Below are 13,723 nucleotides of genomic sequence, written 5' to 3' on the forward strand. Positions count from 1 at the left end.
CTGCGATGTATCCCCCGCAGCGGGCTTTTTTAATTCCCGCGCCTTGGAGTGAGACCACTTGGAGGCGGTCTCGGACAGGATTCAGGCCTGGGCGGGCGAAACGCCGGGTTCGGCCATATCCGATTCCTCCGCCGGGTCAGGATCGCGACCCTGGCTGCGGTCGAACCGCCGCATGACCGGAGTGACCGTGATTCCGTGGAGCAGGATCGACATCAGACAGATCAGCCCGACCAACGCCCAAAGGCGATCGCCTTCGTGGAACGGCGCGGCGTTCAGGCCATAGGCGAGATAGTAGAACGATCCCACGCCCCGGATGCCGAAAAAGGCCAGGATCACCTTCTCGCGCAGGGGCCGCTTCCAGCCGATGAAGCCGATCATCCCGGCCGCGGGCCGCACCACCAGCACGATGACCACGGCCGCCAGAACGTCCAGCGGCCTCAGCTGGGCCAGCAAACCTGACGTCAGCGCCCCGCCGAAGAGCACCAGCACCACCATCATCGCCATACGTTCGATCTGCTCGATGAAGTCATGCATCTCGACATGGAAATCGTGGTCGCGGTCGGCATGGCGGAAGGCCAGGGCGGTGATGAACACGGCCAGAAATCCGTAGCAGTGCAACATCTCCGTCACCGCATAGGACACGAAGGTGGCCGCCAGGACGATGAAGCCGTCGCGGGTCGTCGCCAGTCGCGCGCCGACCGGGATGTGAAAGGTCAGCCAGCCGAACACCCAGCCCACGACCCACCCGATGGCCAGCCCCGCGCCGATTTCCCAAACCACGTTGAGGGTCAGCCATTCGACGAACCAGTCCGACTTCTGGCCAGACCTGATCAGGGCGAGAGCGATGGCCAGATTGACGAACGGGAACGCCAGGCCGTCGTTCAGCCCCGCCTCCGACGTCAGGCCGAACCGCACCTCGTCTTCTCGGCCTTCCTGCGGCGCGCCCACCTGGATATCGGACGCCAGCACCGGATCGGTCGGCGCCAGGGCGCCGGCCAACAGGACGGCCCCGGCGAGGCTCAGGCCGAGGACGGTCATGCCCAACAGCGCGATCGCCAGGATCGACAGCATCATGGTCACGCCCAGCAACCGCCAGGTGACGCCCCACCGGCGGAGATTGAAAATCCGGTCGATCTTCAGGCCCGCGCCCATGAGGGCGACGATGACCACGAACTCGGTCAGCCGCTCGGTGATCTGCGGCCAGTCCCGGGGGAGGGGATCGAACCCGATCTGAGGCAGGTTGAACAAGCCGGCCCCGATGAGGACGCAGACGATCGGCAAGGAGAGGGGCGCGCGTCGGAAGATCAATGGCAGCCAGGCCACCATGGCGATCAGGCCGCCGGCCAGGAGCAGCGCGAGAATATAGGGGTCGGGCATGTCTCTCTCGACGATCGGCGACGCCTCTAGGAAATGCAGCAGAACGCCGAAGGTGTCGCGTGAGCGCCGGCTCCGAGTCGGAGCGGCCTATGTCAGGCGACCCGCAGAAGCGCGCCTTGCCCTTCCATGACGGGTTCTATATGAAACGTATGTGTAACGCATATGAAGTGAGGTCCCGTGGGCATCGTGAACATCGAGGACGACCTGCATGAGCAGCTGCGTCGGGCCAGCAAGGCGTCGTGTCGGTCGATCAACGGCCAGGCTGCTTTCTGGATCAGGATCGGCATGCTGTGCGAACTGAACCCCGGCGTCCCCTATCAGGAGCTGGTGGCGCGTGAGCTGAAGGCCGCCGGCGTGGACGCCGCGCCGCCGCTGGCCGCCTGACCGCGAGGGCCCGATGACCAAGACCCACGCATGACCAAGACGCAGGCATGACCAAGACTCAGGGCGAGATCGAGATCATGGCCGAGGCTGGGGGGCTGCTGGCACTGACCTTCGCCTATCTGGACGGCCTGCCGCTGGCGGGGATGAGCACGCTGGAGGTCAATGATCTGGTCGAGGCTTTCATCGTCGACCGGCTCGGCGCGCGGCCGGCCAGCAAGGGCCAGTACGGCTATGGCTTCGTGCTGAACAGTTCGCGCAACCAGGTGGTCTGTCATGGCGTGCCGTCGAAGGACGAGATCCTGGCGGACGGCGACATCGTCAACTTCGACATCACCCTGGAGACCGGCGGCTATATCGCGGATTCCAGCAAGACGTATCTGATCGGCGAGGTGGCCGGTCCCGCGCGTCGGCTGGTGAATACCACCTATGAGGCGATGTGGAAGGGGATCCGCGCCGTGCGGCCCGGCGCCACCCTGGGCGACATCGGCCATGCGATCGAAACCCACGCCAAGGCCAACGGCTATTCGATCGTGCGCGACTATTGCGGCCACGGCATCGGGCGCGAGATGCACGAGGAGCCGCAGGTGCTGCACTTCGGTCGGCCCGGCCATGGGCTGACCCTGCGCGAAGGCATGGTCTTCACCATCGAGCCGATGCTGAACCAGGGGCGACGCACGGTCCGCACCCAGGCCGACGGCTGGACGGTCGTCACCGCCGACGGAAAGCTGTCGGCGCAGTTTGAGCACACGGTCGCGGTGACGGCGGACGGAGTGCGGGTCCTGACGTTGCGGCCGGATGAGGCGCAGCGGGCGGCGTAGAACAGGCTGCATTTCCGCTGAGTCTCGGCATGCCGGCGCCCCGCCTTCCGTGCATCCCGGCGAAGGCCGCGATCCAGATCAAGGACAGGAGCGGTTGGGATTCAGCGCCGGGTCGAGAACCACGGAAGACGAGGTTCTCCATCTGGACCCCGGCCTCCGCCGGACGCTCGGTGAGTTGGAACGACACTGCCGAAATGAAAGGGCCGGCGGATCGCTCCGCCGGCCCCGTCTGCTCCTCAGGAAGGGGGTCCTGAAGCTCGGTTCGTCGTCACCAGATGCGGACGCGCTGATCGGACGGCAGATAGTATTTGTCGCCTTCCTGAACGCCATAGGCGTCGTACCAGGCGTCGACGTTGCGCAGCGGGCCGATCACCCGGAACATGGCCGGGCTGTGCGGATCGGTGGCGACCTGCTGCTTCAGGTATTCGTCGCGAGCCTTTGAGCGCCACACCTGGGCCCAGCCCAGGAAGAAGCGCTGGTCCCCGGTCAGGCCGTCCAGAACCGGCGAAGGCCGGCCGTTCAGCGACAGATGATAGGCCTCCAGACCCACGGCCACGCCCGCCGCGTCGCCGATGTTCTCGCCCATGGTCAGACCGCCCTGGACGTGGAAGCCCGGCAGGGGCTCATAGGCGTCGTACTGGGCGCCGAGGCGTTTGGTCAGGCCTTCGAAATTGGCCTTGTCCTCGGCCGTCCACCAGTTGCGCAACACGCCGTCGCCGTCGGACTTGGAGCCCTGGTCGTCGAAGCCGTGGCCGATCTCGTGACCGATGACCCCGCCGATGCCGCCGTAGTTGACGGCCGGGTCAGCGTCCGGATCGAAGAAGGGCGGCTGCAGGATGGCGGCCGGGAAGACGATCTCGTTGTTGGCCGAGTTGTAGTAGGCGTTCACCGTCTGGGGCGTCATGCCCCACTCGGCCTTGTCGACCGGGTCGTTGAGGCGGTTGAGCTGATAGTTCCACTGGAAGACGCCCCGGCGCTCGGCGTTGCCCACCAGATCATCGGCGCGGATTTCGAGGCCGGAATAGTCGCGCCACTTGTCCGGATAGCCGATCTTGACCGTGAACTTGCGCAACTTCTCCTGAGCCGCCGCCTTGGTTTCGGCGCCCATCCAGCTGAGGTTGTCGATCCGGTGAGACAGGGCCGTGCGCAGGTTGGCGACCAGTTCCTCCATCTTGGCCTTGGACTCGGCCGGGAAGTATTCGGCGACGTAGAGACGTCCGGTCGCCTCGCCCAGGGCCCCTTCGGCGAAAGAGATGGCGCGCTTCTCGCGGCTGCGCTGTTCGGGCTGGCCCGAGAGGTCGCGCGACCGGAACGCCCACTGGGCGTCCGAGAAGCGTTGGGACAGCATCGGCGCCATGTCGTCGACGGTGTGGAACGCCTGCCAGGCCTGCAGCAGCGCCACGGGCGTTTCCGCGTAGACGGCCGCGATCTTCGGCATGGCGGTGTCCTGGCGCACGATCAGGCGCGGAACCGATCCCAGCTGAGCGGCGTCGAAATAGGTCTGCCACGGGAAGCCGGGCGCATCAGAGGCCAGGCGGGCGATGGTGTAGTCGTTGTAGGTGCGGTCCCGGTTGCGGTTCTCGATCGGGGTCCAGTGCGCCTGGGCGATCCGGGTCTCCAGCTCCACGATGGCGGCCGCATTGGCTTCGGGCTCAGCCCAGCCGATCATGCCCAGCATGCGCGCGACATAGGCCTGGTAGAGGGTCTTCTTGTCGGCGTAGCGGGCGTCCAGATAGTAGTCGCGATTGGGCAGGCCGATGCCGCCCTGACCGGCTGAGACGGCGTAGCGGGTCGGCGCCTTCTGGTCGATGGTGATGCCCGTGCCGAAGAAGGACGAGCCGAACCGGCCCTGGGTCTGGCCCATGTAGGCGGCCATCTTCTCGTGGCTGTCGGCGGCGCGGATGGCGGCCAGATAGGGCTGCAGCGGCTGGGCGTCGAGGCGGTCGACCCGGGCCTGATCGATGTAGGAGCGATAGGCGTCGGCGATCTTCTGCTCGTCCGAACCCGCCGTCAGGTCCGACCGGGCGGCCAGTCCGGTGACCAGGGCCTTCATCCGGTTGTCAGACAGTTCGCGCAGCAGGGCGAAGGAGCCGTAGGAGGTGCGGTCCGAGGGGATGACCATGGTGTCGATGGCCGCGCCGTTGGCGTAGCGGTTGAAATCCTCGCCCGGCTTGACCGACAGGTCCCGTCCCGCGATGTCCACGCCCCAGGTTCCGTACTTCGGCGTCTCGACGCCCTGGTAGCCGCTCGCGCCTTCGCCGGTCTGGAACAGGGCGACCGTGGTGCAGGCGTCGTCGAGGCAGGCGTGGTCGTCGGCGGCGACGCCGAACAGGTCCAGCCCGTGGTCGGGCCCCGCAACGGCGGCGGCGGGGATGAGCAGGGCGCCGAGCGCGGCGCCGATGAGCAGCTTCTTCATGATGATCCTGCAACTGTGCGGCCTGCGACGCCCGGCCGCAGGTCTTGGCGGGGCCGGACCCTACGCCGCTGCTCCGTGGAGTCGCCTAAATAAATTGTCATGTTCGCCGCAGGGGCCTCGCCAGAACCCTCGCGGGCGGCGAAGGTGCCGTTGAAACGGGGGATCGATGACGACGGCGCACGGCGGGGCGGAGTTCAAGGACCTGGTCGTCTTTCTGGCGGCGGCGGGGGTCGTCGTGCCGTTGCTGAGCCGGTTCCGCATCAGTCCGGTTCTGGGCTTCCTGGCGGCCGGGGTGCTGTTGGGGCCGGACGGGCTCAATCGTCTGGCGGAGACGGCGCCCTGGCTGTCGTGGTTCACCATTTCCGATCGGGCGCAGATCGCCCAGTTGTCCGAACTGGGCGTCGCCTTCCTGCTGTTCATGATCGGGCTGGAGCTGTCGTGGGAACGGTTGAAGTCCATGCGCAGGCTGGTCTTCGGTTTCGGTCTGTCGCAGGTGGCGGTCTGCGCCCTGGTGCTGGCGGGCCTCTTCCTGATGATGGGGCAGTCCCTGGCGGCAGCGGCGGTGCTGGGCCTGGGTCTGGCCCTGTCCTCGACCGCCGTGGTCATGCCCGTCATGGCCGAACAGGGCCGGCTGAAGGGGGCGGTGGGTCGATCGACCTTCTCTGTCCTGCTGGCGCAGGACCTAGCCGTGGCGCCGATCCTTGTGACGGTTTCCGTGCTGGCCGGAGCGGCTCATCCGGGAGGCATGCTTGAGCCGTCGTCGATCGGACGGGCCCTGTTCACCCTGGCTCCGGCCGCGGTCGGTCTGGCCCTGATCGTCCTGCTGGGGCGGAGGGTTCTGCGACCGCTGTTCCGCTCGGTGGCGCGCAGCCGCAGCCGCGCAGGATCGGGAGCCGCCGAGGGCGGGCAGGAACTGTTCGTCGCCCTCTGCCTGCTGCTGGTCGTCGGCGCGGGGCTGGCGGCCCAGGCCGTCGGCCTGTCGATGAGCCTGGGGGCGCTGATCGCCGGCCTGTTGATCGCCGAGACCGAGTACCGCCGCGAGGTCGAGCTGAACATCGAGCCGTTCAAGGGGCTGCTGCTCGGCGTCTTCTTCGTCGGGGTGGGCATCGGCCTGGATCTGGACGCCGTCGCGGCCCACCCGGCCGAGATCCTGGGCGTCGCCCTGGCGATCACGGCGGTCAAGGTCGTGGTCATCGTCGGACTGGCGCGATTGTGGGGGTTGTCGTGGCGCACGGCGATCGAGACCGCCCTGGTGCTGGGGCCCGCCGGCGAGTTCGCGTTCGTCGTCCTGACCACCGGCATGGTGGAAGGGGTCGCCGAGCGGGGCTTCACCCAGGGCGTGTTGCTGTCGGCGACGATCAGCATGTTCATGGTGCCGGTCATGGCCTGGGTCGGTCGTCGGCTCAGCGACCGGTCGTCGCGCAAGCCCGGCGCATTGATGGAGCGCGATGAAGTCGTGCCGGCGCCCAAGGAAGGCGCGGTCATCGTCGTCGGCTTCGGCCGGGTGGGCCGGCTGGTCGGGGAACTGCTCAGCGAACACGGCGTGGATTTTCTGGCGGTGGATTCCGACGCCGCAGCCGTGGCTGCGGGCCGCAAGGACGGGCTGGACGTTCACTACGGCGACGCCGGTCGGGCCGAGATGCTGAAGCTGTGCGGGCTGATGTCGGCCCGGGCCCTGGTGGTGACGATGGACGCCCCGACCAAGGTCGACGAAGTGGTCAAGGCCGTCCGGACGCTACGGGCGGACATGCCGCTGATCGCCAGGGCGCGGGACGACCGCCATGCGGCACGCTTGTACGCCCTCGGCGCTACCGACGCCGTGCCGGAAACGACGGAGGCCAGTTTGCAGTTGGCCGAGAACGTGCTGGTGGACCTGGGCGTGCCCATGGGCCTGGTCCTGGCATCCATTCACGAAAAGCGCGACGTCTTTCGGGCCGTGTTCCAGGCCGCCGTGCCGGAGGACCGCCGCCATCGCCCTACGCGCGCCCTGCGGCGGTCCGGAGGGCCGTCGGAAGCATAGGCGTTCTCGCCGCGCCACTCGGGCGTTCATCTTTGCGACCCATTTTCGTCATTCTTGCGTGATGAAGACCCGGCTCCGGCGGTTCGTCCGCCGATCAAGACAGCCTCCCCGACGGCGCTGCGCCGTCCGATCCGAGAGTAGATCCGTTCATGACCCAGACCGCCGCGACCCTAGAGCAACCGCGCCTGAACCGTCGTCAGGCCGCCAAGGTCCGCACCCGGCAGAAGGTTCTCGACGCCGCCCGTGACCTGTTCGCCGAGCGCGGCTACGACCCCGCCACGATCCGCGACATCGCCAAGGGCGCCGGGATGTCGACCGGCGCCGTGTTCGCCAACTTCCAGGACAAGGCGGAACTGTTCGAGACGGTGCTGACCGAGGACATGGGGCGCCTGGCAGAGGTGCTGCAATCGGGCGCCGAGGGATCGACCGTTCGCGAAAAGCTGAACGCCGCCCTGGCCGCCGGCTATCATCAGACCCTGGACCATCTGCCGCTCTTCCAGGCGATCGTCGCCCGGTCCTGGTTCCAGCCCCTGGCCGCCGAGCAACGCGCCCGCAGCGCCACCGCGCGTCTGACCGGCGTGATCACAGAGGTGCTGCGCGCCGGCGTGGCCTCCGGTGAACTGACCCAGGACGCCGATGTGGTCCTGCTGACGGACATGATCTGGGACGCCTATCTGTCGAACTATCGCAAGGCCGCCTATGACGGCTGGTCGACCGAGCAGCTGGGGCAGCAGGTCTCGCGCCAGATCGACGTCATCCTGGCCGGCGCCCTCACGCGCAAATAAGCGTCTCCGATGATTGCTGACGCCCGTCGATCGCAAGGTCGGCGGGCGTTTTCACGACGGGGCCCCGCCGAGCGCCGCCTCAGCTTTTCCACCTGAGCGTCGTCGGCTTGACCGGATTGACGAACGGCCGGTCCTCGGCGCGGCTGTTGATCCATTCGCGCTTGAGCTGCTGATACCATTTGGCCTGTTTGTCGGCGTCGTCGATCCAGATCAGGGCCGGATCGTAGCGCAGGCCCTCGTTCTGCAGGTTCACCATGCCGCCGTCCTGTTTCAGGAAGGCGACGACCCCGGCGCGCAGGAAGGGCTTGGCCACGCCGAACACCCAGTGGTCGGACCAGAAGATCTGGGTGATCCGGGTCGAGGCGTCGGTCAGGGGCGTCAGGCAGGTGAGAGCCAGGACCTGTCTCTCGCCGACCTGGATATGCTCCCAGCGATAGCCGGGCAGGCGGAAGGTGATCTCGGTGGCCGGCGCGCCGCCGAGGATGCGATAGGCCCGGCTGTTGGACGAAGGCGCGTGGCGCACCATGGCCCAGCCGAAGTCTGCGGGTGCGAAGGCCTTGGCCTTCTCGTGCATCGAATGCTCGGACCGCCACCACCACTGCTGATGGACATAGGGTCCGTGGGCGGGATCCATCAGGCCCACGACCGCATGATCGATGTGGCTGTCGAACACCATGGATTCGACCAGACGGGCGTCGCCGCCGACCACGCCGGGAAATACCGGGGGCGGATGATCGGGCTCGGCGTCCGAGCGCGGATCGGCGCGCATCCAGACGAAGACCATCCCCTGGCTCTCGGCGATCGGATAGGGGCGCACGCGAATGCGATCGACCTCCATCGCCTGATCCTCGACAAGGGACGGGATGGCGGCGCAGACCCCGTCCGGGCGGAAGCGCCAGCCGTGGTAGCAGCATTCGACGGTTTCGCCCTCGCCCGGCTTGTCGACCAGCCGCCCGGCCGACAGCGGCGCGGCGCGGTGAGGGCAGATGTCGCGCAGGGCGAAGGCCTGGCCACCCTTGCTGCCGGCGCCGCGGGTTCGGCCGATCAGGACCGGTTCGCCCATCAGTTCGTGGCGCGTCAGGGAGCCGGGCGCCACATCGCGGGCCAGGGCGACAAAATACCAGGCGTCGCGCACGAAGCCCCTGCCGAACCCGGTCGGCGGTCCCTTGCCGGGCGTGGGAGAGGGCTGGACGGCGGCGGGTTCGGCTGGCTTCATGATCCCTGTCTATCAAGAGACGTCCCCGGTGTCGCGAGGTGGAAACGCAGGGCGAGCAGAGGACTTTACATTCCAAAGTGAATGTTTGTAGAAGCGTTGCAGACCCAAGGAGCTCACCCATGACCCGTCTCTCCGCCCTCGTCTGCCAGGCCGCCGCCCTGGCCCTGCTGGCGTCGCCCGTGCTGGCCCAGGACGGCCACGCCGGTCATGCGGCTCATGCCGCGGCCGGACACGGCGATCACGGCCACGAGCACGCCGATTTCCAGTCCGATCGCCTGCATGTCCGGGTCGACGGTCCGGCCGGGGCACCCGACATGATCCTGATTCCCGGTCTGTCCTCGTCGCCCGAGGTCTGGGATTCGACCGTGGCGCACCTGAACGGGCGCTATCGCGTGCATCGCGTCCATGTCCAGGGGTTCGCCGGCGCGCCGGCCAAGGGCAATGCGCCCGCCGCCGGGACGCATGCGCCGGTGGCGGCGCCGGTCGCCGAGGAGATCGCGCGCTATATTTCCGAGAAGGGGCTGACCAAGCCCGTGGTGGTCGGCCATTCCATGGGCGGGACCATGGGCATGATGCTGGCCGCGCGGCATCCGGACCTGGTCGGCAAGCTGATGGTCGTGGACATGGTGCCCTTCATGGGCGCGATGTTCGGCGCGCCCGGGGTGACGGTCGAACAGGTGACGCCGATCGCCGATCAGGTCTGGACCGGCATGGTCTCCGGCCCGGACGCCGACTATCAGGCCCGCGCCGCGGCCTCGGTCACCGGAATGATCAACACCGAAAGCCTGCGCGCCGGTCCGCTGCAGGACGCCGCGACCAGTGATCGCGCCGTCTCGGCCTCGGCCTTCCGCGAACTGATCGTCACCGACCTGCGCCCCGAACTGCCGAAGATCACCGCCCCGGTGGAGGTCGTCTATGTGAAGTTCAACGACGCCCGCATGACGCCGGAAATCACCGACATGGTCTATCGCGCCTCGTTCGCCAATCTGCCCGGCGCGACGCTGAAGCGGATCGATGACGCCGCTCATTTCGTCATGTTCGACCAGCCGGACGCCTTCTTCGCCCAGCTGGACGCCTTCCTGGCGCGATGAGCGATCAGGCGGCGGCGGATCGGATCGTCCCGCTCTATTGGGAAGGGGCGGACGACTGGATCGCCGCGCGCCGCGACCTGACCCCGGAGGAGAAGGTCTGGCTGGAGCGGTTCGCTGCGGCCCTGCCGCCGGGCGGGACGGTGCTGGACGTCGGCTGCGGATCCGGGCGTCCGATCGCCCAGTTCCTGACGGCGCGCGGGTTCAGGGTCACGGGCGTGGACGCCTCCGGACCGTTGCTGGTCCATGCGGCGCGGGCGATGCCTCAGGCGGAATGGATGGAGGCCGATATGCGTGACCTCGACCTAGGGCGAAGGTTCGACGGCGTCCTGGCCTGGTGCAGTCTGTTCCATCTGACCGGCGACGATCAGAGGCGCGTCCTGCCCCGGCTGATCGCCCACGCCGACCGCGTGATGATGTTCAACGCCGGTTCGGCCGAAGAGACCCGTCTGGGCGTCTGGCGCGGCGAACCGCTGCATCACGCCAGCCTCGCCCCGGAGGAATATCAGGCGCGGCTGGTCGCCGGCGGGCTTGATCCCGACCCGCAGGACGCCGCATCGATCAACGCCGATGACGGCCGCATCTGGCTGGCGCGCCGGCGCAGATGACCAAGGCGTAAGCCCGCCGCCCAGATTTCGGCGGAAAGCGGCTTCACGCTGGCGTGAGGTCTTCATCATCCGTTCACCGTAATGGGCGTTTCGATGGGGGCCGCGTCCGGCTATGGAAGCACGGGCGGTCGAGAGGGCACGATGGCGCAGACGGGTTTCGGCGGAAGATCGGGCGGCGCGGGCGGACCGGCGCCGCGACCGGCGCGGACGCGCATGCAGCAGATCGTCTACTGGGGCTCGGTCCTGGCGGTCTGGGGCCTGATCTTCGCGGTCGTCTTCCTGGCCGTCTTCGCGCGCGGTCTGCCGGACACGTCCAGCTTGTACAATGTCGAGCGCCAGCCCTCGATCACCTATCTGGACCGCAACGGCGCCCTGATCGCCACGCGGGGGACGCAGATGGCGCCGCCGGCCGACCTGGACGCCCTGCCCGACTATGTCCCGGCCGCCTTCATCGCCATCGAGGACCGGCGGTTCTGGTGGCATCCCGGCTTTGATCCCATCGGCATGAGCCGGGCGATGATGACCAATCTGCGCGCCGGGCGGGTGGTCCAGGGCGGATCGACCCTGACGCAGCAACTGGCCAAGAACCTGTTCCTGACCCCCGACCAGAACCTGAGGCGCAAGGCCCAGGAGCTGATCCTGGCGGTGTGGCTGGAGCTGAAATTCTCCAAGAAGGAAATCCTCGCCCTCTATCTGAACCGGGTCTATTTCGGCGCTGGCGCCTATGGGATCGAGGCGGCGTCGCAACGCTATTTCGACAAGTCGGCCAAGGAGCTGACCGTCGGCGAGGCGGCGCTGCTCGCGGGCCTGCTCAAGGCGCCGTCGCGGTATTCGCCCGTCTCCGAATCCGACCGGGCCGCCGGTCGGGCGACCGTGGTGCTGGACCAGATGGTCGAGACCGGCGTCATCACCCCCGAACAGCGCGCCCAGGCGGTGCTGGAGCCGGTGCGGGTGTCGCGCACCCTGGCCAGCCAGCACGCCCAGTATTTCATCGACTGGCTGGACAAGCAGATCCGCGGCATGGTCGGCGAACCGACCGAGGATCTGGTGGTCGAGACCACCCTGGACCTGACCCTGCAGACGGCGGCCGAGCGCTCGGTCAACCGCATCCTGACCCGCGACAAATCCAGAGGCGTCGAACAGGCGGCCCTGGTGGCCATGGACGGCGACGGCCGGGTGCGGGCCATGATCGGCGGCGCCTCCTACGCCGACAGCCAGTTCAACCGCGCCGTGGACGCCCGTCGTCAGGCCGGATCGGCCTTCAAGCCCTTCGTCTACCTGGCCGCGACCGAGGCCGGATATACGCCGGAGACCCCCGTGATCGACCAGCCGGTGCAGATCGGCAACTGGTCGCCCCGCAACTACTCCGGGACCTTCGCCGGGCCCATGACCCTGTCCCAGGCGGTGGCCCAGTCGACCAACACCGTGGCCGCCTATGTCGCCGACCAGATCGGCCGCGACAGCGTGGCGCGGGCCGCGCGACGGCTGGGGATCACGAGCCGGGTCGGCACCGAGCCGGCCATGGCCCTGGGCGCCGTCGAGGTCTCGCCGCTGGACATGGCGACCGCCTATGACGCCTTCGCCAACGGCGGACGGCGGGTCGAGGCGGCGGGGATCGAGCGCATCCGCACGCCGCGCGGGCGCATCATCTATCAGCGCGGCGGGGCCGCCCCGACCAGCCAGGCCATCAACAATCCTCCGCTCTACTACATGAACCAGATGCTGCGCGGCGTGGTGGCCGGCGGGACGGCCCGGTCGGCGGCCGTGTCCGGCTATGACCTGGCGGGCAAGACCGGCACGACCTCGGACTACAAGGACGCCTGGTTCGTCGGCTACACCGGCGGTTTCGTCGCCGCCGTCTGGGTCGGCAAGGACGACAACACCGCCATGCGCGGCGTGACCGGAGGCGGCGCGCCCGCCGCCATCTGGAAGGGCTTCATGGAGGCCGCCCTGCCGCGCCTGTCGGTCCAGACCATCCCGAACGGGCCGCCGATGCCCGAAGGCTGGACCCCGCCTCAGCCCGTGGCCGCCGATCCGGTGGGCGACCTGCTGGGCCAGCTGGACGACCCCTATGGCGGCGCGCCGAGCCGTCCCGTCGATCCGGACCAGGGCCGACCCTATCAGGCCGCTCCGGCGCAGGCCGCCCCGGCCGCCGCCCGCCCCGCGACCACGCCGCCGGCGCGGCCGCGCGACCCGGTGCAACGCGTCGATCCCGGACTGCAACCGGAAAAGAAGCCCGACGCCCTGTTCTTCTGAGGCGCGCCCAGTTTCCCGTCACCCTGGGGGCTTGTCTCGAGGGGCCATCCCGGACGTCGCATGCGCTTCTGAACGCGCGCGTCAAATCCGACATCCGCATTTCCGGACGTATGGGCCCTCGGGACAAGCCCGAGGGTGACGGGGTTTTTGGGATTGGGGGGCGTCGCCCCCTCCACCGCCTTCGGCGGTCCGGTCGTCGGATCGCATGCGATCCTTCTCCGGGCGGGGAGATTTGCCCCCTCCACCGCCCGCCGATCGCTGCGCGATCGGACCCCTCCACCGCCTTCGGCGGTCCCCCTCCCCCATGCGGGGGAGGAGAAGACAAGCGTGGTCGGCTTCACGGCGGGGGCCTGAAGGGTGCGGGAGGGGCGGAGCGCCGGGCCTCGCCCGGTCTGTAGGATAGAAGTACCGTTTTCGACGAAGGCCTGATGTCGCTCCGCGCGGGACCTGGACGGGAGGAGCGACGGGGGGCGCTGATTGGCGCCGGCGTCGAATAGCCCCCCGGCGGGCGGGTCGGCCGGCGCGGCCGATCCCCGGAACGGTCGGGATTTCAACTCCGACCCAGCCTCGGCTCCGAAAAGGTTCCCCTCCGCGGTCGAGGCGGCGAGGCCCGTGTGACCAGACCCCGCCCCCGCTGTCTCGCCTCCACCGCCCGCAGGTCGCCGGCCGACGGCCCTCCCGTGCGGTGAAGCGGGGGTATTATGGGGCAGGCTCCACCTGCGGCCGGAAGCGGGCCGCAAGTTTTGGGGAAAGGT

General features: G+C 68.5%; 10 protein-coding genes. 7 read left to right on the forward strand and 3 right to left on the reverse strand.

Features of this window, described 5'->3' with window-relative positions; genetic code table 11:
• Positions 1-81: 81 nt before the first annotated feature.
• Positions 82-1,377 carry a cation:proton antiporter gene (locus ACO2Q1_RS04740; protein WP_423328392.1) on the reverse strand — a complete coding sequence of 432 codons (1,296 nt, stop codon included), beginning with the start codon at positions 1,375-1,377 and terminating at the stop codon, positions 82-84.
• Positions 1,378-1,554: 177 nt separating this feature from the next.
• Here ACO2Q1_RS04740 and ACO2Q1_RS04745 point away from each other — a divergent pair, with 177 nt between their 5' ends.
• Entirely contained in the window at positions 1,555-1,761 is a 207-nt protein-coding gene (locus tag ACO2Q1_RS04745) for a ParD-like family protein (RefSeq protein WP_423328393.1), read from the forward strand.
• A gap of 47 nt (positions 1,762-1,808) precedes the next feature.
• Positions 1,809-2,579, forward strand: a complete 771-nt coding sequence (map, locus tag ACO2Q1_RS04750) for a type I methionyl aminopeptidase (protein WP_423328394.1) — start codon at positions 1,809-1,811, stop codon at positions 2,577-2,579.
• Between the two features lie 268 nt (positions 2,580-2,847).
• Here map and ACO2Q1_RS04755 read toward each other — a convergent pair whose 3' ends face one another.
• Positions 2,848-4,995: a M13 family metallopeptidase gene (locus ACO2Q1_RS04755; RefSeq protein WP_423328395.1), complete on the reverse strand. Its 2,148-nt coding sequence runs from the start codon at positions 4,993-4,995 to the stop codon at positions 2,848-2,850.
• Positions 4,996-5,161: 166 nt separating this feature from the next.
• On the opposite strand from ACO2Q1_RS04755, the gene ACO2Q1_RS04760 reads away from it, so the two are divergent.
• Positions 5,162-7,015, forward strand: a complete 1,854-nt coding sequence (locus ACO2Q1_RS04760) for a cation:proton antiporter (RefSeq protein ID WP_423328396.1) — start codon at positions 5,162-5,164, stop codon at positions 7,013-7,015.
• Between the two features lie 149 nt (positions 7,016-7,164).
• Positions 7,165-7,800, forward strand: coding sequence for a TetR/AcrR family transcriptional regulator (locus tag ACO2Q1_RS04765; protein WP_423328397.1), 636 nt, complete (start codon positions 7,165-7,167; stop codon positions 7,798-7,800).
• Between the two features lie 79 nt (positions 7,801-7,879).
• On the opposite strand, the gene ACO2Q1_RS04770 is transcribed toward ACO2Q1_RS04765, so the two are convergent.
• Entirely contained in the window at positions 7,880-9,016 is a 1,137-nt protein-coding gene (locus ACO2Q1_RS04770; RefSeq protein WP_423328398.1) for a Rieske 2Fe-2S domain-containing protein, read from the reverse strand.
• Positions 9,017-9,135: 119 nt separating this feature from the next.
• Here ACO2Q1_RS04770 and ACO2Q1_RS04775 point away from each other — a divergent pair, with 119 nt between their 5' ends.
• The 3 genes from ACO2Q1_RS04775 (at position 9,136) to ACO2Q1_RS04785 (ending at position 12,968) form a co-directional block, all read left to right on the forward strand.
• Positions 9,136-10,107, forward strand: coding sequence for an alpha/beta fold hydrolase (locus ACO2Q1_RS04775; protein WP_423328399.1), 972 nt, complete (start codon positions 9,136-9,138; stop codon positions 10,105-10,107).
• Complete coding sequence (locus tag ACO2Q1_RS04780; protein WP_423328400.1) at positions 10,104-10,712, forward strand: class I SAM-dependent methyltransferase; 609 nt, start codon at positions 10,104-10,106, stop codon at positions 10,710-10,712. Before ACO2Q1_RS04775 ends, ACO2Q1_RS04780 begins: the two co-directional genes overlap by 4 nt.
• A gap of 141 nt (positions 10,713-10,853) precedes the next feature.
• Entirely contained in the window at positions 10,854-12,968 is a 2,115-nt protein-coding gene (locus tag ACO2Q1_RS04785; RefSeq protein WP_423328401.1) for a transglycosylase domain-containing protein, read from the forward strand.
• Positions 12,969-13,723: the final 755 nt, after the last annotated feature.

It is taken from the genome of Brevundimonas sp. VNH65, assembly GCF_049445955.1.
GTDB lineage: Bacteria > Pseudomonadota > Alphaproteobacteria > Caulobacterales > Caulobacteraceae > Brevundimonas.